Origin of the sequence: Goodfellowiella coeruleoviolacea, assembly GCF_024171785.1 — a bacterium.
In the GTDB taxonomy this organism is placed as follows: Bacteria; Actinomycetota; Actinomycetes; order Mycobacteriales; family Pseudonocardiaceae; genus Goodfellowiella; species Goodfellowiella coeruleoviolacea.
The window spans coordinates 91,591-116,005 of the sequence record NZ_JAMTCK010000005.1; the positions used below are offsets into that span (position 1 = coordinate 91,591).

21 protein-coding genes and 1 pseudogene are annotated in these 24,415 nt (G+C 71.8%); 12 read left to right on the top strand and 10 right to left on the bottom strand.

The window, feature by feature from the left end; all coding sequences use genetic code 11:
- Positions 1–915 (top strand): annotated as a pseudogene (locus tag LX83_RS11900) (hypothetical protein); the annotation flags it as partial.
- A 71-nt stretch (positions 916–986) separates the two neighbouring features.
- Here the strand turns inward: LX83_RS11900 and LX83_RS11905 are convergent.
- A complete protein-coding gene (locus tag LX83_RS11905) occupies positions 987–2,459 on the bottom strand; it encodes an aminotransferase class I/II-fold pyridoxal phosphate-dependent enzyme (RefSeq protein WP_253770389.1) in 1,473 nt (490 codons plus the stop codon).
- Between the two features lie 163 nt (positions 2,460–2,622).
- Entirely contained in the window at positions 2,623–4,002 is a 1,380-nt protein-coding gene (locus tag LX83_RS11910; RefSeq protein WP_253770391.1) for a D-alanyl-D-alanine carboxypeptidase family protein, read from the bottom strand.
- A 62-nt stretch (positions 4,003–4,064) separates the two neighbouring features.
- Between LX83_RS11910 and LX83_RS11915 the strand changes: the two genes are divergently transcribed.
- A complete protein-coding gene (locus tag LX83_RS11915; protein ID WP_253770392.1) occupies positions 4,065–4,292 on the top strand; it encodes an SCO4848 family membrane protein in 228 nt (75 codons plus the stop codon).
- Between the two features lie 77 nt (positions 4,293–4,369).
- A complete protein-coding gene (locus LX83_RS11920; protein ID WP_253770394.1) occupies positions 4,370–4,717 on the top strand; it encodes a hypothetical protein in 348 nt (115 codons plus the stop codon).
- Between the two features lie 305 nt (positions 4,718–5,022).
- Here the strand turns inward: LX83_RS11920 and LX83_RS11925 are convergent, their stop codons facing one another.
- From LX83_RS11925 to LX83_RS11945, 5 genes are all read right to left on the bottom strand, one after another.
- Entirely contained in the window at positions 5,023–5,820 is a 798-nt protein-coding gene (locus tag LX83_RS11925) for a succinate dehydrogenase iron-sulfur subunit (protein WP_253770396.1), read from the bottom strand.
- Positions 5,820–7,571, bottom strand: coding sequence for a succinate dehydrogenase flavoprotein subunit (gene sdhA / locus LX83_RS11930; RefSeq protein ID WP_253770398.1), 1,752 nt, complete (start codon positions 7,569–7,571; stop codon positions 5,820–5,822). Before sdhA ends, LX83_RS11925 begins: the two co-directional genes overlap by 1 nt.
- 48 nt (positions 7,572–7,619) lie before the next feature.
- Positions 7,620–8,045, bottom strand: a complete 426-nt coding sequence (locus LX83_RS11935) for a succinate dehydrogenase hydrophobic membrane anchor subunit (RefSeq protein ID WP_253770400.1) — start codon at positions 8,043–8,045, stop codon at positions 7,620–7,622.
- A 1-nt stretch (position 8,046) separates the two neighbouring features.
- Positions 8,047–8,484, bottom strand: a complete 438-nt coding sequence (gene sdhC, locus LX83_RS11940) for a succinate dehydrogenase, cytochrome b556 subunit (RefSeq protein WP_253770402.1) — start codon at positions 8,482–8,484, stop codon at positions 8,047–8,049.
- A gap of 171 nt (positions 8,485–8,655) precedes the next feature.
- Entirely contained in the window at positions 8,656–9,360 is a 705-nt protein-coding gene (locus tag LX83_RS11945; RefSeq protein ID WP_407649533.1) for an endonuclease V, read from the bottom strand.
- Between the two features lie 349 nt (positions 9,361–9,709).
- Between LX83_RS11945 and LX83_RS11950 the strand changes: the two genes are divergently transcribed.
- The 7 genes from LX83_RS11950 (at position 9,710) to LX83_RS11980 (ending at position 17,559) form a co-directional block, all read left to right on the top strand.
- The gene (locus LX83_RS11950; RefSeq protein WP_253771121.1) at positions 9,710–10,849 is read left to right on the top strand and encodes a BMP family lipoprotein; all 1,140 of its coding nucleotides are present in this window, start codon (positions 9,710–9,712) and stop codon (positions 10,847–10,849) included.
- 123 nt (positions 10,850–10,972) lie between these two features.
- Positions 10,973–12,640 (top strand): ABC transporter ATP-binding protein, encoded by a 1,668-nt coding sequence (locus LX83_RS11955; RefSeq protein WP_253770404.1) that lies wholly within the window; start codon positions 10,973–10,975, stop codon positions 12,638–12,640.
- The gene (locus tag LX83_RS11960) at positions 12,637–13,743 is read left to right on the top strand and encodes an ABC transporter permease (protein WP_253770406.1); all 1,107 of its coding nucleotides are present in this window, start codon (positions 12,637–12,639) and stop codon (positions 13,741–13,743) included. Before LX83_RS11955 ends, LX83_RS11960 begins: the two co-directional genes overlap by 4 nt.
- 48 nt (positions 13,744–13,791) lie before the next feature.
- The gene (locus LX83_RS11965; RefSeq protein WP_253771123.1) at positions 13,792–15,030 is read left to right on the top strand and encodes an ABC transporter permease; all 1,239 of its coding nucleotides are present in this window, start codon (positions 13,792–13,794) and stop codon (positions 15,028–15,030) included.
- 93 nt (positions 15,031–15,123) lie between these two features.
- Complete coding sequence (locus tag LX83_RS11970; protein ID WP_253770408.1) at positions 15,124–15,537, top strand: cytidine deaminase; 414 nt, start codon at positions 15,124–15,126, stop codon at positions 15,535–15,537.
- On the top strand, positions 15,534–16,826 hold the full coding sequence (locus LX83_RS11975) for a thymidine phosphorylase (protein WP_253770410.1): 1,293 nt from the start codon (positions 15,534–15,536) through the stop codon (positions 16,824–16,826). Before LX83_RS11970 ends, LX83_RS11975 begins: the two co-directional genes overlap by 4 nt.
- Before the next feature lie 244 nt (positions 16,827–17,070).
- The gene (locus tag LX83_RS11980; protein ID WP_253770412.1) at positions 17,071–17,559 is read left to right on the top strand and encodes a GNAT family N-acetyltransferase; all 489 of its coding nucleotides are present in this window, start codon (positions 17,071–17,073) and stop codon (positions 17,557–17,559) included.
- Here LX83_RS11980 and LX83_RS11985 read toward each other — a convergent pair.
- Positions 17,540–18,499 (bottom strand): AraC family transcriptional regulator, encoded by a 960-nt coding sequence (locus LX83_RS11985; RefSeq protein ID WP_253770415.1) that lies wholly within the window; start codon positions 18,497–18,499, stop codon positions 17,540–17,542. The genes LX83_RS11980 and LX83_RS11985 overlap by 20 nt on opposite strands.
- 80 nt (positions 18,500–18,579) lie before the next feature.
- Between LX83_RS11985 and LX83_RS11990 the strand changes: the two genes are divergently transcribed.
- Complete coding sequence (locus LX83_RS11990) at positions 18,580–19,098, top strand: anthrone oxygenase family protein (protein WP_253770417.1); 519 nt, start codon at positions 18,580–18,582, stop codon at positions 19,096–19,098.
- A 202-nt stretch (positions 19,099–19,300) separates the two neighbouring features.
- Here the strand turns inward: LX83_RS11990 and LX83_RS11995 are convergent, their stop codons facing one another.
- Positions 19,301–20,266 (bottom strand): helix-turn-helix transcriptional regulator, encoded by a 966-nt coding sequence (locus tag LX83_RS11995; protein WP_253770419.1) that lies wholly within the window; start codon positions 20,264–20,266, stop codon positions 19,301–19,303.
- 94 nt (positions 20,267–20,360) lie between these two features.
- On the opposite strand from LX83_RS11995, the gene LX83_RS12000 reads away from it, so the two are divergent.
- On the top strand, positions 20,361–22,673 hold the full coding sequence (locus LX83_RS12000) for an ATP-binding cassette domain-containing protein (protein ID WP_253770421.1): 2,313 nt from the start codon (positions 20,361–20,363) through the stop codon (positions 22,671–22,673).
- 295 nt (positions 22,674–22,968) lie between these two features.
- Here LX83_RS12000 and LX83_RS12005 read toward each other — a convergent pair whose 3' ends face one another.
- On the bottom strand, positions 22,969–24,189 hold the full coding sequence (locus LX83_RS12005; protein WP_253770423.1) for a Cmx/CmrA family chloramphenicol efflux MFS transporter: 1,221 nt from the start codon (positions 24,187–24,189) through the stop codon (positions 22,969–22,971).
- Positions 24,190–24,415 lie beyond the last annotated feature (226 nt).

Below are 24,415 nucleotides of genomic sequence, written 5' to 3' on the forward strand. Positions count from 1 at the left end.
GGCAAGATCAACACGCCACCCACCACCGGCAGCAACGCCGCGCCGCCCACCCCCACCGCGGGTACGGCCACGGGCGGTGGCGCACCGATCACCCCGCCGCCCACCACGCGCGGCCCGGCTACGACGCCGGGCACGGGTGCTGGCGGCAGCAACGCCGCGGGTGCCGGCGGGAAGGTCAACACCCCGCCCACCACGGGCAGCAACACCGCCGGCTCCACCACGTCCGGCGCCACCACCAGCACCGCCGGTGCCGGCGGCAAGGTCAACACCCCGCCCACCACCGGCACCAACTCCACCAGCACCACCACCTCCGGCACCACCACCGGCACCGCCGGTGGATCCGGTGCCGGGGCGGCCAGTCCGCCCCCCTCGGTGGGTGGCGGCAACACCGGCTCCGGTGGCGCGAGCGGCGGTGCGCACAGCACCGGCAACAGCGGCTCCGGGTCTGGTGCCGGCGGCAACGCGGGCACCGGCAACAGCGGCTCCGGGTCCGCTGCCGGCGGCAACGCGGGCACCAACACCGGCAGTGCCGGTAACGGCGCGGGCAGCGCCGGCTCGGGTGCGGGCAACGCGGGCAAGACCTGGAAGGAGCGGTGGGACGACTTCAAGACCGCCCTCAAGGACCTCGAGAAGGCGCCGCACCAGAAGATGGTCGACAAGCTCGTGAACAAGTTCGGCTGGACCCCGGAGCGGGCCGAGGACTTCGCCCGCTGGGTGAAGAACTTCGAGGGCGTTGCCGCGCCCGGCGGGACGATCAAGATCGGCGGGCGCGAGGTGCCCACCGGTAATGTCATGCACGAGGTGCACGAGATCTGGAAGGAGATCTCGGCCACCCAGAACGAGCACAAGAAGGACGACGGCAAGTTCATGACCGACCTGAAGGACTACCGCGACCAGCAGCAGAGCAAGGTCTGATCGGACCGCGCGCACCAGGCCGACGGCCGCTCCCGGGAGTCCTCGGGGGCGGCCGTCCGCGTCGGTGCGGCTCAGCCGCGGCCGAGCGCGGTGAGCACCCGGCACATCCGGTCCACCGCGGCCACCACGGTCCGCTGCTCCCAGGCGGTGAAGCAGAGCCGGAAGTAGCCGGGCCACGCGCAGGACAGGGTGGTGCCGGGCAGCAGCTTCACGTCGGCACGGGCCAGCAGGTGCTCGGCCAGCCGCTCCTCCGGGGTCGGCCGCAGCGTGGGGTCACCGAACAGCAGCGCGTTCGCCGGGGTGATCTCGGGCGGCTCGTCCGCCGGCAGGAACTCGCGCAGGTCCAGCCAGACGAACTGGGCGGTGTTGGCGTCCTCCCCGCGCACGTACCGGATGCCGTAGCCGTCCAGCACCTCGGCGACCGCGCGGAACGAGTCGGTCAGGTCCGCCTGGTAGCTCTCGACCGCGGTGTCCCAGAAGTCGCCGCCGTCGGCCGTGAGCAGGGTGGTGATGGCGAACTGCTTGAGCGAGTCGAACGGCGTGAACCAGGCCAGCGACCGGATCGACTTCGCCGTGCCCCTGGTGCCCAGCATGGCCTGGCGCACGTGCGGCGAGCGGGAGATGACGAAGCCGGTGCGGAACCCGGACAGGCCGAAGTCCTTGGCGAAGCCCCACACCACGTGCACCCGCTCCGGCGCCCGCTGGGTGGCGTTGAGGGCCAGTGCGCTGACGAACGGCGGCAGCGCGCCGAGCAGCTGCGAGTGGCAGTAGATCTCGTCGGACACGATGTGCATGTCCGTTTCGGACAGTGCCCAGTGGTAGACGGATTCGAGCAGGCCCTCGTCGTAGTTCACGCCCAGCGGGTTGTGCGGGTTGGTCAGCACCAGCAGCTTGGGCCGGTTGTGCCGGTCAAGGCGGTAGTAGGCGCGCTGGATGTCGGCCAGGGTCAGCCGGAAGTTCTCCGCGCCGGCGTGTTCCAGGTGGACCGGCACGCACCGCAGCTTGGGCACCTGCTCGAAGGACCAGTAGAAGCCCTGCCAGAACGGTGCCGGCAGCAGCACCGGACTGCGTCGGGGCACCGGCACCCTGGGCCGAGCCGAGCGTTGCGTCGGCACCACCACCGGCTTGTCCCGCAGCGGCTCCTGCAGGGCCAGCGCGACGCACTCCAGCGCCGAGGCCACACCCGCCGTGCCGAACACGTCGTCCGCGCGCACGGTCGCGCCCAGCGAGTCGGTCAGCCGCTCGGCCACCAGGCCGCGCAGCCCGCCCTCGCTGTCCGTGCCGTAACTGGTCGCGTACCGCATGGCGCTGGTCGGCAGCGCGTTCAGCTCGTCGAACACGTACTCGCGCAACTGGCCGGCCAGCAGCACGTTCTCGGCGACGGACAGGTCCGTGGGCGCGGGCAGCCGGCGCGCGCGGAGCAGTTCCCGGTAGAGCACCGAGCGCTGCTCCTCGTCGGCGGTCCTGGCAAGCAGGTCCTGCTGGGCCGCGGTCAGGTTGGCGACCGAGTGCTTCGGCTCGATCACGTCCAGTTGCCCGGTCATGTCCGCTCCTCGGCTCTGCCGGTGGCGTCCGCCTGTGCGCCCCAGTGTTGGCGGGCCGGTGGGCCGAGGACAACGGCGTGTGGCCGGAGCGTGCGCGGGCCGTACGGGGATCTCCCCCACCGGGGTGGGTACTACCCCGCCGCCGTGGGGGAGGTGGAAGGGATCACGGCCGGTTGCCGGCGGCGGCGCGGGCCGCCCTGGCCGCGCGGGCCCGGCGCTTGCGCAGGTACATCAGCAGGGCGACCACCAGGAACACGCCGGCGGCCACGGTCAGCGGCATGCCCACGTTGCCGAACGCCACCGACATCTGGTCGGGGGCGGGCTGGCCGGCGGCCTGCTGGGCGGCGTCGCGGGTGCCGTCGGACTGGGCGGCGTTGGTGGCGGTCGGGGCCTCGTCGACCAGCACGCCCACCGCCGGCATGTTCGCAGTGCTCAGCTCGAAGCCGTAGTCGAGCAGCCGGCTGGCCTGCACGTGCATCTGGACCTTGGCGGGGTCGCCGCGCAGCAGCACCACCAGCAGGCGGCGGCCGTCCTTCTCGGCCGCGCCCACGAACGTGCTGCCGGCGTCGTCGGTGGCACCGGACTTGCCGCCCAGCGCGCCGTCGTAGCTGGCCAGCAGCTTGTTGTCGTTGACGACCCGGACGGTCTTGCCGCTCTTGCCCGGCAGCGTGATCCGCTCGGTGGCCAGTGCCTCCTTGAACTTCGGGTTGGCCATGGCGGTGCGGAAGATCAGCCCGGAGTCGTAGGCCGAGGTGACCATGCCCGGACCGTCCAGTCCGGACGGTGTGGCCACCCGGGTGTCCAGCGCGCCGAGTTCCTTGGCCATCGCGTTCATCTTGCGCACCGCGTCGGTGGTGCCGCCCAGCTGGCGGGCCAGGGCGTGGGCCACGTCGTTGCCGGAGTCCATCAGCAGTGCCTGCAGCAGCTGCTCCACGGTGTAGCCGACGCCCGCCACCAGGCCGGTCTTCGAGCCCTCCTGGTTGGCGTCCTCGGCCGTGGCGGTGACCGTGGCCGCCAGGTTCAGCTCCTTGAGCACCACGTTGGCCAGCAGCACCTTGACCAGGGCGGCCGGCCGCTGCCGGCCGTGCGGGTCGGTGGTGGCCAGCACGTCGCCGCTGTCCAGGTCGGCGATCAGCCAGGAGGCGGCCGAGATGCCGTCCGGCGGCTGCTGGGCGTTGGGGGGCAGGACGAGACCGCACTGGCCCATCCGGTCACCCCCGACGGGTGTGGCGGGCACGGGCAGCGGCGTTGGCGTGGCCGCGCCGGGTGCCGGCTTCTCCGAGGTGTCCACCGGCGGGGGCGGCGTTTCCCGCCACTGGCAGGTGGAGTTGTCGACCGGGGCGGTGTCCCCGCCCGCCGTCCCGGTGGCCGAGCCGCTGGCGGAGCCGCTGGAGGAGGTCGGCTGGACCGATGACGACGGCGCGGCCGCCAGTGGCCGGAGGGGGGCCGCTGTGCCGGTTGGCGCGACGAGCACGGCAGCGGTCACCAGGGCGCTGAAGGAGAGGACCAGGGCAACAACGGGCCGGCGGGCTTTGTCAGGCACGGAATCCAGGCTAGCCACCCCGGTTGAGTGACGAACACCCACCACGGCGGATACTCACTGTTGTGAAGCTTTCCCGTGGAGCATCGCTGTTTCTGCTCGCGTTCGCGGTGTGGTCGTGGATCATCTGGCCGACGTTCCTCCGCAACATCTGGAACGACCCCAGGTCCTGGGACAACGGCCCCACCGGCTTCTTCACCGTGCACCTCGTTCTGGTGATCGTCTCGCTGGTGCTGGGCACCACGATCGGGGTGTTGGGGTGGCGCGGATTCGCGGCGAGCCGACGTAAGTAGACGCACTACATATTGGGAGAATGCTCGGGCGAGCTACCGGCCGCGCTCCTGACCACCACACCAAGGAGGCTTCACCCGTGGAATTCGTCCGGCTACTGCTGGTGTTCCTGCACCTGCTCGGCATGTCCCTGCTGGTGGCCATGTTCTTCGTGCAGCGCCGGGCCGGCGCGGACGCGCCGCTGAACAAGGGCTGGCTGCACGGCTCCGCGCTGCAACTGCTCACCGGCGCGGCGCTGTACGGGCTGATGCCGTTGACCCACGCCGACTACAACCACGCGAAACTCGGCGTGAAGATGGTGGTGCTCATCGTGATCGGCGTGCTGGCCGTCGCCAACGTCAACCGCAAGCGCATTCCCACCTGGCTGGCGCCCACCATGCTCGGCCTGGTCGTGCTCAACGTCGGGTTGGCCGTGTTCTGGCGGTGAGCCGCACCGCCGCCGGGCACCCCGGTCGGGGACGCACCACCCGGTGAACCCCGGCTGGCGCGGTGCCCGGTAACGGATCTTGATCCCCTGACGATCAACCGACCGTGCGAGCCCGGCGCACCCGGATCGGGAACCGGTGTCGCACGGTCACTTCGCGGCGGCTGGGCAGGGCAGCCGGCCGCGGAGGCAGCGGCTCACCCGGCACCGCCGGGTGAGGGCTGGAACAAGCGGAAGGGGCGCCAGGCCGACCAGCCTGACGCCCCTTCTCGTGTCACCGTTGTCGCCGTGTCGCCGCGGCCGTCGGCTCAGGTGCGGCGGAACAGCAGCGCCCGCTTGACCTCCTGGATGGCCTTGGTGACCTGGATGCCCCTGGGGCAGGCGTCCGTGCAGTTGAACGTGGTCCGGCAGCGCCACACCCCGTCCACGTCGTTGAGGATGTCCAGCCGCTCCTCGGCGCCCTCGTCGCGGCTGTCGAAGATGAACCGGTGCGCGTTGACGATGGCGGCCGGGCCGAAGTAGGAGCCCTCGGTCCAGTACACCGGGCACGACGTGGTGCAGCAGGCGCACAGGATGCACTTGGTGGTGTCGTCGAACCGGGCCCGGTCGGCCTGCGACTGCAACCGCTCCCGGGTGGGCTCGTTGCCGTAGGCGATCAGGTACGGCTTGACCGCCCGGAACGCCTCGAAGAACGGCTCCATGTCGACCAGCAGGTCCTTGTGCACCGGCAGGCCCTTGATGGGCTCGATGGTGACCGTGGTCTGCTTGCCGTCCCCGGCGAACAGGTCCTTCATCAGCACCTTGCACGCCAGCCGGTTCACGCCGTTGATCTTCATGGCGTCCGAGCCGCAGATGCCGTGCGCGCAGGAGCGGCGGAAGGTGAGCGTGCCGTCCAGGTACCACTTCACGTAGTGCAGCAGGTTGAGCACCCGGTCGGTGGGCAGCGCCGGCACCTCGAAGGACTGCCAGTACGGCTCCGGGTCGACCTCCGGGTTGAACCGGCGGATCTTCACCGTGACGGCCACGGCGCCCTCGGGCACCGGCGGCGTCGTGCCGCGCGAGCCCGACGTGGTCTGATCAGTGGGGCTGGTGGTGGACGCGGTCATCAGTACTTGCGCTCCATCGGCTGGTACCGGGTAAAGGTCACGGGCTTGTAGTCCAGCCGGATGTCGGCGGTCAGCCCCTCGCCCTGCTTGTAGGCCATGGTGTGCCGCATGAAGTTGGTGTCGTCCCGGTTGGGGTAGTCCTCGCGGGCGTGCCCGCCGCGGGACTCCTTGCGGGCCAGCGCGCCGACCACCAGGATCTCGGCCAACTCCAGCAGGAAGCCCAACTCGACCGCTTCGAGCAGGTCGGTGTTGAACCGCTTGCCCTTGTCCTGCACGGTGATGTGGGCGTAGCGCTCCTTGAGCGCCTGCACGTCGTGCAGCGCCTGCTTGAGGGTCTCCTCGGTGCGGTACACCGAGGCGTTGGCGTCCATCGTGGCCTGCAGCTCGGTGCGGATGTCGGCCACCCGCTCCTGGCCGTGCTCGGACAGCAGCAGCGCCAGCTGGTCCTCGACCAGCTTGGCCGGGGCCTCCGGCAGGTCCACGAAGTCGTGGTTGGCGGCGAACTCGGCGGCGGCGATGCCGGCGCGACGGCCGAACACGTTGATGTCCAGCAGCGAGTTGGTGCCCAGCCGGTTGGCGCCGTGCACGGACACGCACGCGCACTCACCGGCTGCGTACAGGCCGGGGACCACGTTCTCGTTGTCCCGCAACACTTCCGCGTGCACGTTGGTGGGGATGCCGCCCATGGCGTAGTGCGCGGTCGGGTAGACCGGCACCGGCTCCTTGACCGGGTCGACCGCCAGGTAGGTGCGGGCGAACTCGGTGATGTCCGGCAGCTTGGTCTCCAGCACCTCGGCGCCCAGGTGCGTGCAGTCCAGCAGCACGTAGTCCTTGTTCGGGCCGGCGCCCCGACCCTCCAGCACCTCCAGCGCCATGGACCGGGCCACGATGTCGCGCGGCGCCAGGTCCTTGATGGTGGGGGCGTAGCGCTCCATGAACCGCTCACCCGAGGCGTTGCGCAGGATGGCGCCCTCACCGCGGGCGCCCTCGGTGAGCAGGATGCCCAGGCCGGCCAGGCCGGTCGGGTGGAACTGGTAGAACTCCATGTCCTCCAGGGGCAGGCCCTTGCGGAAGACCACGCCCATGCCGTCACCGGTGAGGGTGTGCGCGTTGGACGTGGTCTTGAAGACCTTGCCGAAACCGCCGGTGGCGAACACCACGGCCTTGGCCTGGAACACGTGCAGCTCGCCGGTGGCCAGCTCGTAGGCGATGGCGCCGGTGCAGACCGGGCCCTCGTCCGTCTCGGTGAGACAGATGTCGAGCACGTAGAACTCGTTGAAGAACTCGATCCCGTGCTTGACGCAGTTCTGGTACAGCGTCTGCAGGATCATGTGGCCGGTGCGGTCGGCCGCGTAGCAGGCCCGGCGCACGGCCGCCTCACCGTGGTTGCGGGTGTGGCCGCCGAACCGCCGCTGGTCGATCTTGCCCTCGGGGGTCCGGTTGAACGGCAGCCCCATCTTCTCCAGGTCGAGGACGGCGTCGATGGCCTCCTTCGCCATGATCTCGGCGGCGTCCTGGTCGACCAGGTAGTCACCGCCCTTGATCGTGTCGAAGGTGTGCCACTCCCAGTTGTCCTCCTCGACGTTGGCCAGTGCGGCGCACATGCCGCCCTGTGCCGCGCCGGTGTGGGAGCGGGTGGGGTAGAGCTTGGTGAGCACGGCGGTCCGGGCGCGCTGCCCGGCCTCGATGGCCGCGCGCATGCCGGCGCCGCCCGCGCCGACGATCACGACGTCGTACTTGTGGAACTGCATTGCGGCTTCTTCTCCCTGGCCCGCACGGTCGGGTTCGTGGTGGTGGCGTCAGTCCCCGATGTTCGGGTCAAAGGTGAAGATCACGAACGTGCCGACCGCGAGGATCAGCACCATGGACGTGTACAGCAGCATCTTCAGCCAGAACCGGGTGGCGTCCTTGCGGGCGTAGTCGTTGATGACCGTGCGCAGGCCGTTGGTGCCGTGGATCTCGGCCAGCCACAGCATCGCCAGATCCCACAGCTGCCAGAACGGACTGGCCCAGCGACCGGCGACGAATCCGAAGTTGATCCGGTGCACCCCGTCGTCGAGGATGTTCATGATGAGCAGGTGGCCGAGCACCAGCACGACCAGCAGCAGGCCGGACAGCCGCATGAACAGCCAGCTGTACAGCTCGAAGTTGCTGCGCCGCGCGGCCGGCCGGCCCGAGGACCGGGGCTTGTCAATGGTGAGCGGCTGCTCCGTCGTCAACGCCATCTCAGTTGCCCCCGAACAAGTCCGTGATGGTGCGCTGCAGCATGAAGTAGGCGCCGGGGATCATCACCACGAGCCAGACGCCGACGATGGTCCAGAACATGCCGCGCTGGTACTTGGTGCCCTTGGACCAGAAGTCCACCAGCATCACGCGGACGCCGTTGAGCGCGTGGTAGAGCACCGCGCCGACGAGCCCGACCTCCATCAGGTTCACGACCGGGTTCTTGTACAGCTCGATGGCGCGGTCGTAGGCGTTGGGCGACACCCGCACCAGTGCGGTGTCCAGCACGTGGACGAACAGGAAGAAGAACGTCGCCACACCGGTGATCCGGTGCAGCACCCACGACCACATACCCAGGTCGCCTCGGTAGAGCCTCCCGCCGCCGCGAGAACTGCCCGCCCGCTCGGTTACATCCGCCGTCGCGGCGGAGGTGCTGGCCATGGTGAACGGCCTCCAACGTCACTGGTGGACTGTTGCCCGTCAATACTCTGTACGGGACCTTGACTCACCGGATGCTAGCCCCGCGTGCTCCAGTCGACCCAATAGCCGCCCCGCTCTGTGATCGATGGAACACGGCTGTACACGTTTGGGTGGAATCCGCCGCGCTCCGGCTCACGCCTGGTGGGGCCGGTCCTGGTGGCTGGCCTCGCGCAGCGCGGCCCGGCACAGCTGGTCGGCGGCCCTGGTGGTCTCGGGCAGCCGGTAGCGCGGGCACAGCCGCAGCACCTCGGCGCAGGCCCGGTCCAGGTCGATGCGGTGCCCCACGGACACGTACACCGGTTTGACCCCCGACCGGGTGCGCAGCGCCCGCCCCACCTCGCGCCCGCCGTCGTCGGTCAGCGGCGCGTGGTCACCCCGGTTCGGGCCGGGCGGCGGGTGGGCGGTCATCGGTGTCTTGGCCACGCCCGCGGTGGGCAGCCCGGTGACCAGCCCCAGGTGGCAGGCCAGGCCGAAGCGGCGCGGGTGGGCCAGGCCCTGCCCGTCGGCCAGCAGCAGGTCCGGGGTGACCGACAGCCGCTCCAGCGCGCCGAGCAGCGGCGGCAGCTCCCGGAACGCGAAAAGCCCTGGCACGTAGGGGAAAGCCGGCGCGGCCAGCGCGGTGGCCGAGTCGACGACGGCCAGGCTGGCCACGTCCAGCACCACCACGGCGGCGACCAGCAGGTCGCCCTCCTCGGCGTAGGCCACGTCCAGTCCGGCGGCGGTGGTCACGGTCAGTCCGTCCGGTGTGGTCGGATCGACCAGCGGGGCCAGTTCCCGTTGCAGCGCCTCGGCCCGCTCAACCGATTCAGGCCACTCGTGGGGCACGCTCACCCGCACGCGTCACCGCTCCTGGTCCGCGGGGTCCATTGGTCCACTCTCCTCGATGCGGGCCCGTGCCGTTGGGTGGCTGACGGCCAATGTAGTCACCGGGTTTCGGGTTGACCGGGCAACCCGTGGGTAACCCGGGGACACGCTGCGGTTACTCCGCGCTGTGCGCGCTGGGTTGCCGGGCCAACGATTAGGTCACGCGCGGGCCGGTCGATGTGAGCGGCCCCGGTCCACCAGGTACGGTTCGCGACTCAGAACCTCGACAACGCCCAACGGACCTGGTCGCAGGGTCGAGCATCGGCAGGGTCGGGACGTGCTTCTCACCGAGCAGAGAGGGAGATGAGCCGTGCGTCGTCGCATGCGTGGGCTCGTGGTCACGGCGGTCGCGCTGACCAGCGCGCTGTCCCTGGCCTCCTGTGCCAGGGACACCGGCACCCAGAACAACGGAGCCGGCAACACCGGCAACAAGACGGGCTGCACGCTCGCGCCCAAGCCGCCGGCCGCCTCCACCACCGCGTCCAGCTCCGCGCAGGACGAGCAGGTGGACGGCAGCAAGCTGAAGGTCGGCCTGGCCTACGACATCGGCGGTCGGGGTGACGCGTCGTTCAACGACGCCGCCGCGGCCGGTCTGGACATGGCCATCAGCAAGCTGGGCGTCAGCAAGGACAACACCAAGGAGCTGACCGCCAGCCCGCAGGAGTCCGAGGACGCCAAGCAGACCCGGCTGCGCCAGCTGGCCAGCGAGGGCTACAGCCCGATCATCACGGTCGGCTTCGCCTACAGCGACGCGCTCAAGGCGGTGGCCCCGCAGTTCCCGGACACCAAGTTCGCGATCGTGGACGCGACCGTGGACGGCGCGCCCAACGTGACCCCGCTGATCTTCGCCGAGGAGCAGGGCTCGTTCCTGGCCGGCGTCGCCGCCGCCTACAAGAGCAAGAGCTGCCACATCGGCTTCGTCGGCGGCGTGGAGACCCCGCTGATCAAGAAGTTCGAGGCCGGCTACATCCAGGGCGCCAAGGCCGCGGCCCCGGACATCAAGATCGAGAGCAAGTACCTGACCCCGGCCGGCGACAACAGCGGCTTCCAGGACCCGCCCAAGGGCAACGTGGTCGCCAAGGGCGAGATCGACGCCGGCGCCGACGTGCTCTACCACGCCTCCGGCGCCTCGGGCAAGGGCGTGTTCGAGGCGGCCAAGACCGCCAACGCGCTGGCCATCGGCGTGGACTCGGACCAGTACAACCAGGCCACCGTGGCCGACTTCAAGGACGTCATCATGACGTCGATGATCAAGCGGGTGGACGTGGCCGTGTACGACTACGTCAAGGCCGTGGCCAAGGGTGACGTGTCCACCCTGCCGAAGGTGTTCGACCTCAAGTCGGACGGCGTGGGCTACTCCACCTCCGGCGGCAAGGTCGACGACATCAAGGACGTGCTCGACGGCTACAAGGGCCAGATCGTCGACGGCAAGATCACCGTCAAGGACACGCCGGGCAACTGACGCGTCGAGGCGAGGAGCCCCATGAGCGGGTGAGCACGCGGGCCCGGGCAGCCACAACCACTGCCCGGGCCCGTCGCCTGCTTGCGGGACAGGTGACAGCCGCAACAGCAAGGAGCCGCAAGGATGAGCAGTTCCGCCGCGCCAGTGGCGGCCGGAGCGGGCGAGGCGCCACCCGCCGTCGTGCTCTCCGGGATCACCAAACGCTTCCCCGGAGTGGTCGCCAACAGCGACGTGCACCTGACCGTGCGGCACGCCGAGGTGCACGCGCTGTGCGGGGAGAACGGCGCCGGCAAGTCCACCCTGATGAAGATCCTCTACGGGATGCAGCACCCGGACGAGGGCACCATCGAGGTGAACGGCGCGCCGGTCCGCTTCCGCTCCCCCACCGACGCGATCAGGGCCGGCATCGGCATGGTGCACCAGCACTTCATGCTCGCCGACAACCTGACCGTGCTGGAGAACGTGGTGCTGGGCGCCGAGCGCCTGCACGGCATCGGCGCGCGGGCCCGGCGCCGGCTGGTCGAGCTGGCCGAGCGCACCGGCATGCGGGTGGAGCCGGACGCGCTGGTCGAACGCCTCGGCGTGGCCGACCGGCAGCGGGTGGAGATCCTCAAGGTCCTCTACCGGGGCGCGCGCATCATCATTCTGGACGAACCCACCGCGGTGCTGGTGCCGCAGGAGGTCGACGAGCTGTTCGACACCCTGCGCGGCATGCGCGAGCAGGGGTACACGTTCCTGTTCATCTCGCACAAGCTGGACGAGGTGCGGGCGATCGCGGACAGCGTCACGGTGATCCGGCGCGGCACCACGGTGGGCACGGCCGACCCGAAGTCGGTCAGCTCCCGGCAGCTGGCCGAGATGATGGTCGGTTCCGCCCTGCCCAGCCCGGAGACCAGGGAGTCCACCGTCACCGACCAGGTGGTGCTGCGGGTCGAGGGGCTGTCCCTGCTGGCCGAGGACGGCTCGGGACGGGCCGTGCTGGACGGCATCGACCTGGTGGTGCGCTCCGGTGAGGTGCTGGGCATCGCCGGCGTGGAGGGCAACGGCCAGACCGAGCTGGTCGAGACGGTCATGGGCATGCGCCACGCCAGCTCCGGCCGGGTGTGGCTGACCGGCCGGGACGGCACCACCCGCGAGCTGACCAACCTGACCACGCTGCACCGCCGCGAGGCCGGCATCGGGTACGTGCCCGAGGACCGGCACCGGCACGGGCTGCTGCTCACCCAGCCGCTGTGGCTGAACCGGGTGCTGGGCCACCAGACCCGGCCGCCGGTCTCCCGTGGACAGTGGCTGGACCTGGCCGGGGCCAAACAGGACACCCGGCGCATCGTCGAGGAGTTCGACGTGCGCACGCCCGGCATCGACGTGGCCGCCGCCGCCCTGTCCGGGGGCAACCAGCAGAAGCTGGTGGTGGGTCGGGAGCTGTCCGCCGACCCGGCGCTGCTGATCGCCTCGCACCCCACCCGGGGGGTGGACGTGGGCGCGCAGGCGCTGATCTGGGACCAGATCCGGGCGGCCCGCGCCGGCGGGCTGGCCGTGCTGCTGATCTCGGCCGACCTGGACGAGCTGATCGGCCTGTCCGACACCATCAAGGTGATGTTCCGGGGCCGGCTGGTCGCCGACGCCGACCCGGCCTCGGTCACCCCCGAGGAACTGGGCTCGGCCATGACCGGGGCCACCACCGACGTCCCGACCGGGGCGCACGGCGGGTCCACATCGGACGGACCGGGCACCGGTTCGTCCACAGCAGACAGCGAAGTGGCAGACAGCGAGGGAGGTGAGCGCGGATGAACGTGGTGCGGGGCAAACTGCTGCCACCGGTGCTGGCCATCGTGTTCGCGGCGCTGCTGTGCTCGATCGCGCTGCTGGTCTCCGGCGGCAACCCGGCCAGCGCGCTCACCGCGATGGTCGCGCAGGTCGGCGAGGGCACCACCGCGGTGGACATCGTCAACAGCGCGTCCGTGTACTACCTGGCCGGCCTGGCCGTGGCCATCGGCTTCCAGATGAACCTGTTCAACATCGGGGTGGAGGGCCAGTACCGGGTCGGCGCGGTGGTGGCGGCCATCGTCGGCGGCGCGATCAGCCTGCCGGCCGGGCTGCACGCGGCCGTGATCATCGTGGTGGCCGCGCTGGCCGGTGCCGCCTACGCGGCGATCCCGGCGATCCTCAAGGTGACCAGGGGCGTCAACGAGGTCATCGCCACGATCATGCTCAACGCCATCGCCGCGGGCGTGGTGGCGTTCCTGATCAGCCAGGACGCGTTCGGCGTGCTGCGCGGCAACAACATCGGCACCGCCGAGATCGCCGAGACCGGCTGGGTGCCCGGCATCTCGTTCGGGTCGAACGGCACGGTGTTCGGTCTGGTGCTGCTGGCCGCAGCGGTGGGCGTGGGCTACTGGGTGATGATGAACCGCTCCCGGTTCGGCTTCGAGCTGCGCGCCTCGGGCGAGTCGGCCACCGCGGCCTCGGCCGGCGGGGTCAACGCCAAGCGCATGGTGCTGGTGGCCATGCTGCTGTCCGGTGCGATGGCCGGGTTGGTCACCATGCCCGAGCTGCTCGGCCGCGACCACACCTACCTGATCACCTCGCCGACCGGCTACGGGTTCACCGGCATCGCCGTGGCCCTGCTCGGCCGCAACCACCCCGGCGGGGTCGCCCTGGGCGCGCTGCTGTGGGCGTTTCTGGACAAGTCCGCGCTGGCCCTGGACAACGTGGGCGTGCCAAAGGAGATCGTGACGATCATGCAGGGCACCATCGTGCTCTCGGTCGTGGTGGCCTACGAGATCGTGCGCCGCCTGGAACTGGCCGCCGAGCAGCGCCGGGTGGGCCGGCAGAACTCCGGCAACGGCGGGGCGCCCGGCCAGCCGGCCGGCGCGAGCGCGGGGGGTGTGTGAGTGGCCGCGACGACCACCTCGGGCGGGGAGAACCCCTCGGCCGCCCCGATGACCAGGACGCTCACCCCGCCCCGGCGCCGGCTGCCCGGCTGGGCGACCGGGATGCTGTGGGTGGCGGTCGCGGTGACCGTGCTGTCCACCACCGCCTACCTGACCAACATCCCGCAGCTGACCTCGTCCAGCACCACGCAGACCGCGGTGCGGCTGGCCCTGCCGATCCTGCTCGCCGGCCTGGGCGGGCTGTGGGCGGAACGCGCCGGCGTGGTCAACATCGGCCTCGAAGGCATGATGATCTTCGGCACCTGGGGGGCCGCCTGGGGCGGCTACTACTGGGGGCCGTGGGTGGGGCTGCTGGCCGCGGCCGTGTTCGGCGCGCTCGGCGGGCTGATCCACGCGCTGGCCACGGTGACCTTCGGGGTGAACCACATCGTGTCCGGTGTGGCGATGAACCTGCTCGGCGCCGGCGTGACCAAGTACCTGTCCACGCTGATCTTCCAGCCGCTGTCGCACAACCCGAGGGAATCGCCCCCGGTGCCCAAGTTCGAGACCTACTCGGCGGCCGGCCTGTCCGACTGGCTGGCCCAGTTGGAGGCGACCCAGCGGGTGGGCATCGCGGACGTGGCCGGCATCCTGCGCGGGCTGGTCACCGGCGTGTCCCCGCTGACCATGCTGGGCATCCTGCTGGTGCCCGTCACCTACCTGGTGCTCTGGCGCACCCGGTTCGGCCTGCGGCTGCGCTCGTGCGGGGAGAACCCGGTGGCCACCGAGTCGCTGGGGGTCAACGTGTACCTGCACAAGTACCTGGCGGTGGTGGCGTCGGGCGCGCTGGCCGGCATCGGTGGCGCGACCCTGGTGCTCAACCCCGGGCAGGCCGGGTTCCTGGAGAACCAGACCAACGGCCGCGGCTACATCGGTCTGGCCGCGATGATCTTCGGCAACTGGCGGCCCGGTGGGCTGCTGGGTGGCGCGGCCCTGTTCGGCTACTCCGACGGCCTGCAGCTGAGCAGCGGCGGCCAGACGGTGCTGGCCCTGGTCTACGGGGTGGTGCTGCTGCTGGGCGTGCTCGTGCTGGTGCAGCTGTTCCGGCGCCGCTGGCTGGCGGCCGGGGTGAGCCTGGTGGCCGCGGCCCTGCTGTACACGCTGTACTGGACCGTGGACGAGCTGCCCAGCGAGCTGACCACCTACCTGCCGCACTTCCTCACCCTGGTGGTGCTGGCGGTGGCGTCGCAGCGGCTGCGGCCACCCGCGGCCGACGGTGTGGTCTACCGCCGCGGCGAAGGCGACTGAGGCCAACGCGGCTGAGGCGAATGCGACTGGGTTGACACGGCGCCCACCCGGCTGATCCCGGGTGGGTCGCGCGAGGATGGAGGGTCGGAGCACATGACGCTGGCTGGTGACGTGGTCGACTGGGCGGTGCTGCGCGCCGAGGCGGTGCAGGCTGCCCAGCTCGCCTACTGCCCCTACTCGGGGCTGCGGGTGGGCGCGGCGGCCGTGTGCGACGACGGCCGGATCGTGACCGGCTGCAACGTGGAGAACGCCGCGTACGGGGTGGGCCTGTGCGCGGAGTGCACCATGGCCGGCCAGCTGCGGCTGACCGGCGGCGGCCGGTTCGTGGCGGTGGCCTGCCGCAGCGGGCGCGGTGAACTGCTCATGCCGTGCGGGCGCTGCCGGCAGCTGCTCTACGAGCTGGGCGGGCCGGACTGCCTGGTGGACACCCCCACCGGCATCCTGCCCATGCGGCACGTGCTGCCCGACGCGTTCGGCCCGGCCAACCTGCCCGGGGGTGGCGCGTGAGCGCCACCTTCAGCGCCATCGACGTGATCCGGGCCAAGCGGGACGGCCGGGTGCTCACCGACGCGCAGATCGACTGGGTGATCGACGCCTACACCCGGGGTGTGGTGGCCGACGAGCAGATGGCCGCGCTGGCCATGGCCGTCTACCTGAACGGCATGACCGCGGCGGAGACGGCCAGGTGGACGCGGGCGATGGTGGCCTCGGGCGAGCGGCTGGCCCTGGCCACCGACCGGCCCACGGTGGACAAGCACTCCACCGGCGGGGTGGGCGACAAGATCACCCTGCCGCTGGCGCCGCTGGTGGCGGCGTGTGGCGCGGCCGTGCCGCAGCTGTCCGGCCGGGGGCTGGGCCACACCGGCGGCACCCTGGACAAGCTGGAGTCCATCCCGGGGTTCCGGGCCAGCCTGTCGCTGGCCGAGATCAGCCGGCAGCTGGACGAGGTCGGCGCGGTGGTGTGCGCGGCGACCCCGACGCTGGCGCCGGCCGACCGCAAGCTGTACGCGTTGCGCGATGTCACCGGCACGGTGGAGTCGATCCCGCTGATCGCCAGCTCGATCATGAGCAAGAAGATCGCCGAGGGCGCGGACGCGCTGGTGCTGGACGTCAAGGTCGGCTCGGGCGCGTTCATGAAGAACTACGACAGCGCCCACCAGCTGGCCCGCGCCCTGGTGGACATCGGTGCCGACCACGGGCTGCGCGTGAGCGCCCTGCTGACCGACATGGACACCCCGCTGGGCCGGGCGGTCGGCAACGCCGTGGAGGTGGCCGAGGCCGTGGACGTGCTGCGCGGCGGCGGCCCGGCCGACGTGGTGGAGCTGACCGTGGCGCTGGCCGAGGAGATGGTGGCCCTGGCCGGGCTGTCCGCCGACCCCAGGGCGGTGCTGGCCTCGGGCGCGGCCTACGAGACGTGGTGCCGGATGATCCGCGCGCAGGGCGGTGACCCGGACGCGCCGCTGCCGAAGGCCGCGCACACGCACGTGGTCGAGGCGCCCGCCGACGGTGTGCTGACCGGCCTGGACGCGTACGCGGTGGGTGTGGCCGCCTGGCGGCTGGGGGCCGGCCGGGCCCGCAAGGAGGACCCGGTGTCGGCCGCGGCCGGCGTGCTGTGCCTGGCCAAGCCGGGTGAGCCCGTGGTGGCCGGCCAGCCGCTGCTGGAGCTGCACACCGACCGTCCGGACACCGTCCCGGCCGCGCTGGCGGCCCTGGCCGACGCCGTCACCGTCTCCGACCACGCGGTGGACGCAGCGGCGCGCCCGCTGCTGCTGACCACCCTCCACTCCCCCGAGTGACCCCAAGTGAGTGACCCCCATGTGAGTGACCGCCCCTCAGCCACCCCGCTGACCAGCCCCAACGCCTGATCATCCCCGTCCCCACCCCCGCGAGTCGACGTTGCAAACCCCCCGAGTCGCACCCTCACGCACCGCCATCCGAGTGATGCCCAGGCGCCCGCCCCAACCCGCCGCACCCGAAAACACCTCTCGGTAGTTGGAAAACCGCTCGCCATCCGCCACTCGGGTGACGATCCTGGGCGCCATGCTCATCAGGGACGCGACCACCGCTGACTGGCCCGCGATCTGGCCGTTCTTCCGGCAGATCGTCGCCGCCGGCGAGTCGTACAGCGTGGACCCGGACATCACCGAGGACGAGGCCCGCTCCATGTGGTTCCCGAAACCGCCGGGCGGCACGGTCGTCGCCGTGGACGCGGACGGGACGGTCGTGGGCACCGCCAAGGTGCAGCCCAACCACGGCGGGCCGGCCGCGCACGTGGCCAACGCCAGCTTCATGGTCGATCCGGCCCACGCCGGCCGGGGCATCGGCCGGGCGCTCGGCCAGCACATCATCGACAAGGCCCGCGCGGCCGGTTTCCGCGCGATGCAGTTCAACGCCGTGGTGGAGACCAACACCCGCGCGGTGGCGCTGTGGCGGTCACTGGGCTTCGAGGTGCTGGCCACCGTGCCCGAGGCCTACCACCACCGGGTGCACGGCGATGTCGGGCTGCACATCATGCACCGGCGGCTCTGACCTGGGCGGAAGCCCCCGTCCGGTACGCCTGCGGGCTGATGCCGTTGGCCCGCTTGAACGCGGTGCTCAACGCGAACGCGCTGCCGTAGCCGACCTGCCTGGCGATCGCGTCGAGCGTGGCGTCGGTGCCGCGCAGCAGGTCGGCGGCCAGGGCCAGCCGCCACCCGGCGAGGTAGGTCATGGGCGGCTCGCCCACCAGCGCGGTGAACCGGCGGGCCAGGGACGCCCGGGACACCCCGGTCCGCGCGGCCAGGCTGGCCACCGTCCACGGGTGGGCCGGGTTGTCCTGCAACAGCCGCAGCGCCCGGCCGACCACGGGATCGCCCTGGGCCCGGTACCAGGCCGGGGCCTCGGCGTCGGGCCGGGCGAACCAGGCCCGCAGCACGGCGATCAGCAGCAGGTCGAGCAGCCGGTCCAGGACGACCTCCTGACCGGGCTGCTCCTTGCCGATTTCCGCGCTGACCAGCGGCATCAGCGGGCAGTCCCACACGTCCTCGGTCACCACGAGCAGCGGCGGCAGCGCGTCGAGCAACCGCTGGCTGATCTCGCCGCGCAACTGGTAGGTGCCGGTGATCAGCACGTCCGAGCCGGTCAGGCCGCTGCCCCAGGTGCGGACGCCCAGGTCGGTCAACTCGCGCAGGCCCTGCCCGTCCGGTGCCGAGCAGACCCCGCCGGGGTTGATCACCGCCTGGGGCTCGGTGGCCGGGTCGTCGGCGACCGTGTACGGGTCGGGCCCGCGCACCACCGCCACGTCACCGACGCGCAGCCGCACCGCCGCTCCGTCGGCCGGGATGATCCAGGCCGTGCCGCGCACCATCGTCACCAGGGTCAGCGGTGCCTCGTCCTGGACGCGCAGCGACCACGGCGGTTCCAGGATCGAGCGGAGCAGGAACGCGCCCCGGGCCCGCGGCCCGTCGAGCAGACCCGCCAGTACGTCCATGCCGGCAGCCTAGACGCGCGCGCATGCGGTTGAGCCGCGCGACCATGTCCGAGCCGGGCACGACCGGATTGACTGGCCGCATGACCGCACTGATCGAGACGACACGCACCGCGACGCTGGTCGCGGCGACCCTGGCCGCCGGCCTGCTCGCCGGCCTGTTCTACGCGTTCACCTGTGCGGTCATGCCCGGCCTGCGCGGGTCGGCCGACCGGACGTTCGTCGACGGGATGCAGCGGATCAACGCGGCCATCCTCAACCCGTGGTTCATGCTCAGCTTCCTGGGCGTGCTGGTGTTGACGGCCGCGGCTGCGGTGCTCCAGTTCTCCGGCGGCACGCGGGCGGTGCTGGTGTGGGTGGTGGCCGCGCTGGTGCTGGCCGTGGCCACGCTGGTGATCACCGGTGTGGTGAACGTGCCGCTCAACAACGCGCTCGCGGCGGCCGGGCCGGTGGACGCGATCGCCGACCTGGCCGAGGTGCGCGCGCGGTTCGAGGCGGCGTGGGTGCGGTGGAACCTGGTGCGCACGGTGACGTCCACGGGGGCGTTCGGCTGCCTGGTGTGGGCCCTGGTGCTGCACGGCCGGTTGGCGCCGCACGCGTGAACCCCTGGCCGGGGTGACCCGGCGGAGCGCGGCCCCGGGTGGCGACACGGACTCGACGAGCCCGGCGTGGCGGTTGTCCCGCGGAGCGCGGCCCCCGGGTGGCGACACGAACGGGTGTATCGCCACCCGGATGGCGGTGCGTGAACGTGCAACTCGGGGGGTTTGCAACGTCGACTCGCGGGTTTTGTCCCCCGGACAGCCGTCACACGGGTGGATGGCTGGTCGCGCGGGCGATGCGATCGGCCAGCTGGCGCGAGTAGGCGATCAGCTCCGCGGGGCCCTCGATGGTGTAGGGCACGCCGACCATGGCGAGCACGATCGCCAGCCACTCCCACGAGTCCGGCGCGGTCACGTACCGGCAGGTGTGCTCGTCGACCGCCTCCAGCGTTCCGGCCTGCGGGATGAGCCGCGCGGAGACCACCTCCACCGGCGCGGCGAACCTGACCACGCCCTGCCGGCGGGTGATCGGGTACCGCGCGCTGTCCTGCACGAAGCTCACCGCGCCCGACTCGGGCAGCTCCCGGGGCGCGAACGTGGTGCCAGGCACGGTGAGGCCGCTGATCCGGTCCAGCCGGAAGGTGCGCCAGTCCGCGCGGTCCCGGTCCCAGCCGAGCAGGTACCAGCGCCGGCCGAACAGCACCTGGCGGTACGGCTCGACCCGCCGCTCGCTGCGCTGCCCGGTCCGGCTGGTGTAGTCGAACCGCACGTGCTGGTGGCTGTGCGCGGCCGTGCCCAGCAGGCGCAGCGTGCGCAGGTCGAGGCCCTGCTCGGGGCGGGACCCGGTCTCGATGGAGGCGGCTACCGCCCGGACCCGGTGCCGCAACCGGCCGGGCAGCACCTGTTCGAGCTTGCGCAGGGCGTTGTCCGCCGCCCCGGTGTCCCCGTCGGCGTGCGTCAACGCCGCGAACCGCAGCCCGACCACGGTGGCCACCGCCTCGTCGTCGGTGAGCAGCAGCGGCGGCATGGCCTGGCCGGCGACCAGCTGGTAGCTCCCGCCGGGCCCGCGCGCGGAGGCCACCGGGTAACCCAGGTCGCGCAGTCGGTCCAGGTCGCGGCGCAGGGTCCGGGCGGACACGCCGAGCCGGGCGGCCAGGTCCGCGGCCGGCCACCGCCGGCCGGTCTGCAACAGCGACAACAGTTCCAGCATCCGGGCGCTCGGGCTGCTCACCGCCCCCACTGTGCCGCACCGCACGGCCCACCCGGACAGCCGGACCGGCAGTTGTGGTCAGGATCTGACCACAACGCGACCTAGCGTCGGGCTCATGACCGCAGCACACCAGCACATCCGGATCACCGGTGCCCGGCAGCACAACCTGAAGAACCTCAGCCTGACCGTGCCCCGCCGGGCGATCACCGCCTTCACCGGCGTGTCCGGCTCGGGCAAGACGTCACTGGCGTTCGACACCATCGCCGCCGAGGCGCAGCACCAGCTCAACGAGACGTTCCCGCCGTTCGTGCGCAACCGGCTGCCCGACTACGGCCGGCCCGACGTGGACCTGGTCGAGGGGCTGTCCGCGGTCGTGCTGGTCAACCAGCGCCGCCTCGGTGGCAACACCCGCTCCACGGTCGGCACCATCACCGACACCTACACGCTGCTGCGACTGCTGTTCTCCCGCGTTGGCACGCCGCGGCTGGGCGAGTCCACCCGGTTCTCGTTCAACGACCCCGCCGGCATGTGCCCGCGCTGCGCCGGCATCGGCCGGGTGGTCACCCCCGACGTGGACGCGTTCGTCGACCTGGACCGCTCCCTGGAGCGGGGCGCGGTCCAGCTGCCCGGCTTCAGCCCGGGCCAGTACTGGTACCGGCAGTACGCGGACAGCGGCCTGTTCGACCCGACCACGCCGCTGCGCACGTGGAGCGCGGACGCACGGGCGGCGCTGCTGCACGGTGGTGCGGCAGCCACCCGGCTCGGGCGCGCCGTGCCCAAGGACTACCACGGCCTGCTGGACCACTTCACCCGCATCTACCTGCACACCGAAGGCGAGGTGTCCGAGCGCAAACAGGCCGTGGTGGACCGGTTCACCGTGTCGGTGCGCTGCCCGGACTGCGGCGGCCAGCGCCTCAACGAGGCGGCCCGCTCGGTGCGGGTGGCCGGCCGCACCATCACCGAGTTCACCGCACTGGAGATCAGCGACCTGGTGGACGTGGTGCGCGGCATCGACCACCCCGAGGCCGGCCCGGTGGTGGACAGCCTGGCCGACCGGCTGACCGCGTTCGTGGACATCGGCCTGGGCTACCTGACCCTGGACCGCGCCACCAGCAGCCTGTCCGGCGGCGAGTCGCAGCGGATCAAACTCGTGCGGCACCTGGGCAGCAGCCTCACCGAGATGCTCTACGTCTTCGACGAGCCGTCGGTCGGGCTGCACCCGGCCGACGTGGAGCGGCTGGCCACGCTGCTGCGGCGACTGCGCGACAAGGGCAACACCGTGCTCGTGGTCGAACACGACCCCGACGTGGTGGCCGTGGCCGACCACGTGATCGACCTGGGGCCGGGTGCCGGTGAGGACGGCGGCCAGATCGTGTTCCAGGGCAGTGTCGCCGACCTGGCGGCCACGGACACCCGCACCGGCCGCGCACTGCACGCCCGGCTGCCGCTGCGCACCGAGCCGCGAACGCCGCGCGGTGGCCTCGCCGTCACCGGCGCCGACCGGCACAACCTGCGCGGCGTGGACGTCACCGTGCCCACCGGCGTGCTCACCGTGATCACCGGTGTGGCGGGCTCGGGCAAGAGCAGCCTGGTCGGGGTGCTGCTGGAGCAGCACCCGGGCGGCACGGTCATCGACCAGAGCGCGGTGACCACCAACCGGCGGTCCAACACCGCCACCTACACCGGCATCGCCGACACCATCCGCCGCCGCTTCGCCAAGGCCAACAACGTCAGCCCGGCGCTGTTCAGCGCGAACTCCGCGGGCGCCTGCCCGGACTGCGGCGGCCTGGGCGTCACCTACACCGACCTGGCGTTCCTGGAGGGCTTCACCTCGGTCTGCGGCACGTGCCGGGGCCGGCGGTTCACCGACGAGGTGCTCCGGCACACCCTGGACGGCCGGTCCATCGCCGACGTGCTGGACCTGACCGTGGCCGAGGCGCGCTCGGTGTTCCGCGACGCCAGGATCGCCCCGGTGCTGGCCGTGCTCGCCGAGGTCGGCCTGGCCTACCTCACCCTCGGGCAGCCGCTGAACACGCTGTCCGGCGGCGAGTGCCAGCGGCTCAAGCTGGCCACCGAACTGCACCGCTCGCCGGACAACGCGCTCTACGTGCTCGACGAGCCCACCACCGGCCTGCACCCCTCGGACGTTGGCCGGCTGGTGGAGATCTTCGACCGGCTGGTGGACGCCGGCAACACCGTGGTGGTCGTGGAGCACAACCTCGACGTGATCCGCCGCGCCGACTGGGTGATCGACCTCGGCCCCGGCGCGGGCCACCACGGTGGGCGGGTGCTGCACAGCGGCCCACCCGCCCACCTGGCGCGCAACGCGCACTCGCTCACCGGGGAACACCTGCGCCGGTCGCTCGCCGCCGCCCCGGTCCACACCGGACAGTCCGGTTCCGGCGCTCACCCAACTCCGGCCAGGTGATCCGCACCGCTCCGGCGCTCACCGGCCTGAAACGACAAGCCCCGAACCCCGGGCCCGAAACGCCAGGCCGGAACGCCGGACCCGAACGCCAGGCCGGAACGACAGCCCGAATGACAGCCCCGAACGCCGGGCCCGAAGGCCGGCCCAGACCAACAGGCCCAAGCACCAGGCCCAAGCACCAGACCCGAACGCCAGGCCCAAGCACCGGACCGAAACGCCGGGCCGAAACAACAGCCCGAACGGCAGCCCCCGCCCTCCCAGGGGGGCGTCCCCTGGACCAGCCTATCCACGCAGCTCAGCGGCGTACAGCGGGCTGTGATGGGCTGTGGACAGTTTGCCGCGCCTGTGGACAACACATCAGCAACAGGGTGACGGCCACCAGCAGCGCGCTCACCCACAGTGGCGCGCGGAAGTCCAGGCCGGCGCTGATCGCCACCCCGCCGAGCCACGGGCCGAGCGCCGCGCCCACGTTCATCGCGGCGGTGGCGAACCCGCCGGCCAGCCGGGGCGCACCGGTCGCCACGTAGAGCACCCGGGTGATCAGGGTGGACCCGACCGCGAACGACAGGGTGCCCTGGACGAACACCAGCACCACCAGGGCCACCGGGTTGCCGGCCGTCAGCGCGAACACCACCCAGCCGGTCAGCAGGGCCAGCCCGCCGACCACCAGGAACCGGGTGGGCCGCGTGTCGGCGAGCCGGCCGCCCAGGTTCACGCCGGCGAACGAACCCAGCCCGAACAGCGCCAGCAGCGCGGGCAGCCAGTCGGCCGCGAGGCCGGTGACCTCGGTGGCCAGCGGCGCGAGATAGGTGAACGTGCCGAACGTGGCACCGTTGACCAGCGCGCCCAACAGCAGCGTCAGCACCAGGCGCGCATCGCGCAGCGCGGCCAGTTCCCGGCGGGCACCCACACCGGCGGTGTCGGACGCACCGGCGGTGTCGGAAGCGCCGGCGGTGTCGGAAGCGCCGGGAGGCTCGGCCGGGACCGAGCGCAGGATCGCGACCACGGCCGGCACCGACACCAGGGCCACCGCCCAGAACGCCGAGCGCCACCCCCACCACTGGCCGAGCAGGGCGCCGGCGGGCACACCGGCAACGCACGCGATGGTGGTGCCGCCCAGCAGCACGGCCGTGGCCCTGCCCTTGGCGTTCGGCGCGACCAGGCTGGCCGCCGTGGTCAGCGCCACCGCCAGGAACCCGGCATTGGCCAGCGCCGCCACCACCCGGGTGGCCAGCAGCAGGGGGAAGCTGGTGGTGACCGCGCCGAGCACGTGCACCAGCAGGAAGGTGACCAGGAAGCCCAGCAGGGCGCGGCGACGTGACCAGCGCAGGCTCACGACCGCCGCCAGTGGCGCGCCAACCACCATTCCCACGGCGAACGCCGAGGTCAGCGCGCCCGCGGCCGGGATGGACACGGACAGGTCGGCGGCGATGTCCGGCACCAGGCCGGACAGCATGAACTCGGATGTCCCCTGCGCGAAGACCGCCAGTCCGAGCAGGTAGAGAGCAAAGGGCACAGCACAACTCCGCAACCACGTCGTGGATTGACAGGGCAGCGGTTGGCCGCGGCGGCGCCCACCCCGATCAGGAAGGCACCGGTTGGCACGAGCCCACGCGACCACCGCCGGCAGCGACCCGCCGGCGTCCCGCTCGGGACGCGCGGTCAGGTCGAACACAACCCGCGGAAACGGTGATCCGGTGGCAGGGGACGCGCGGCCGCACACCCCTTCGGCAACGGGGCGG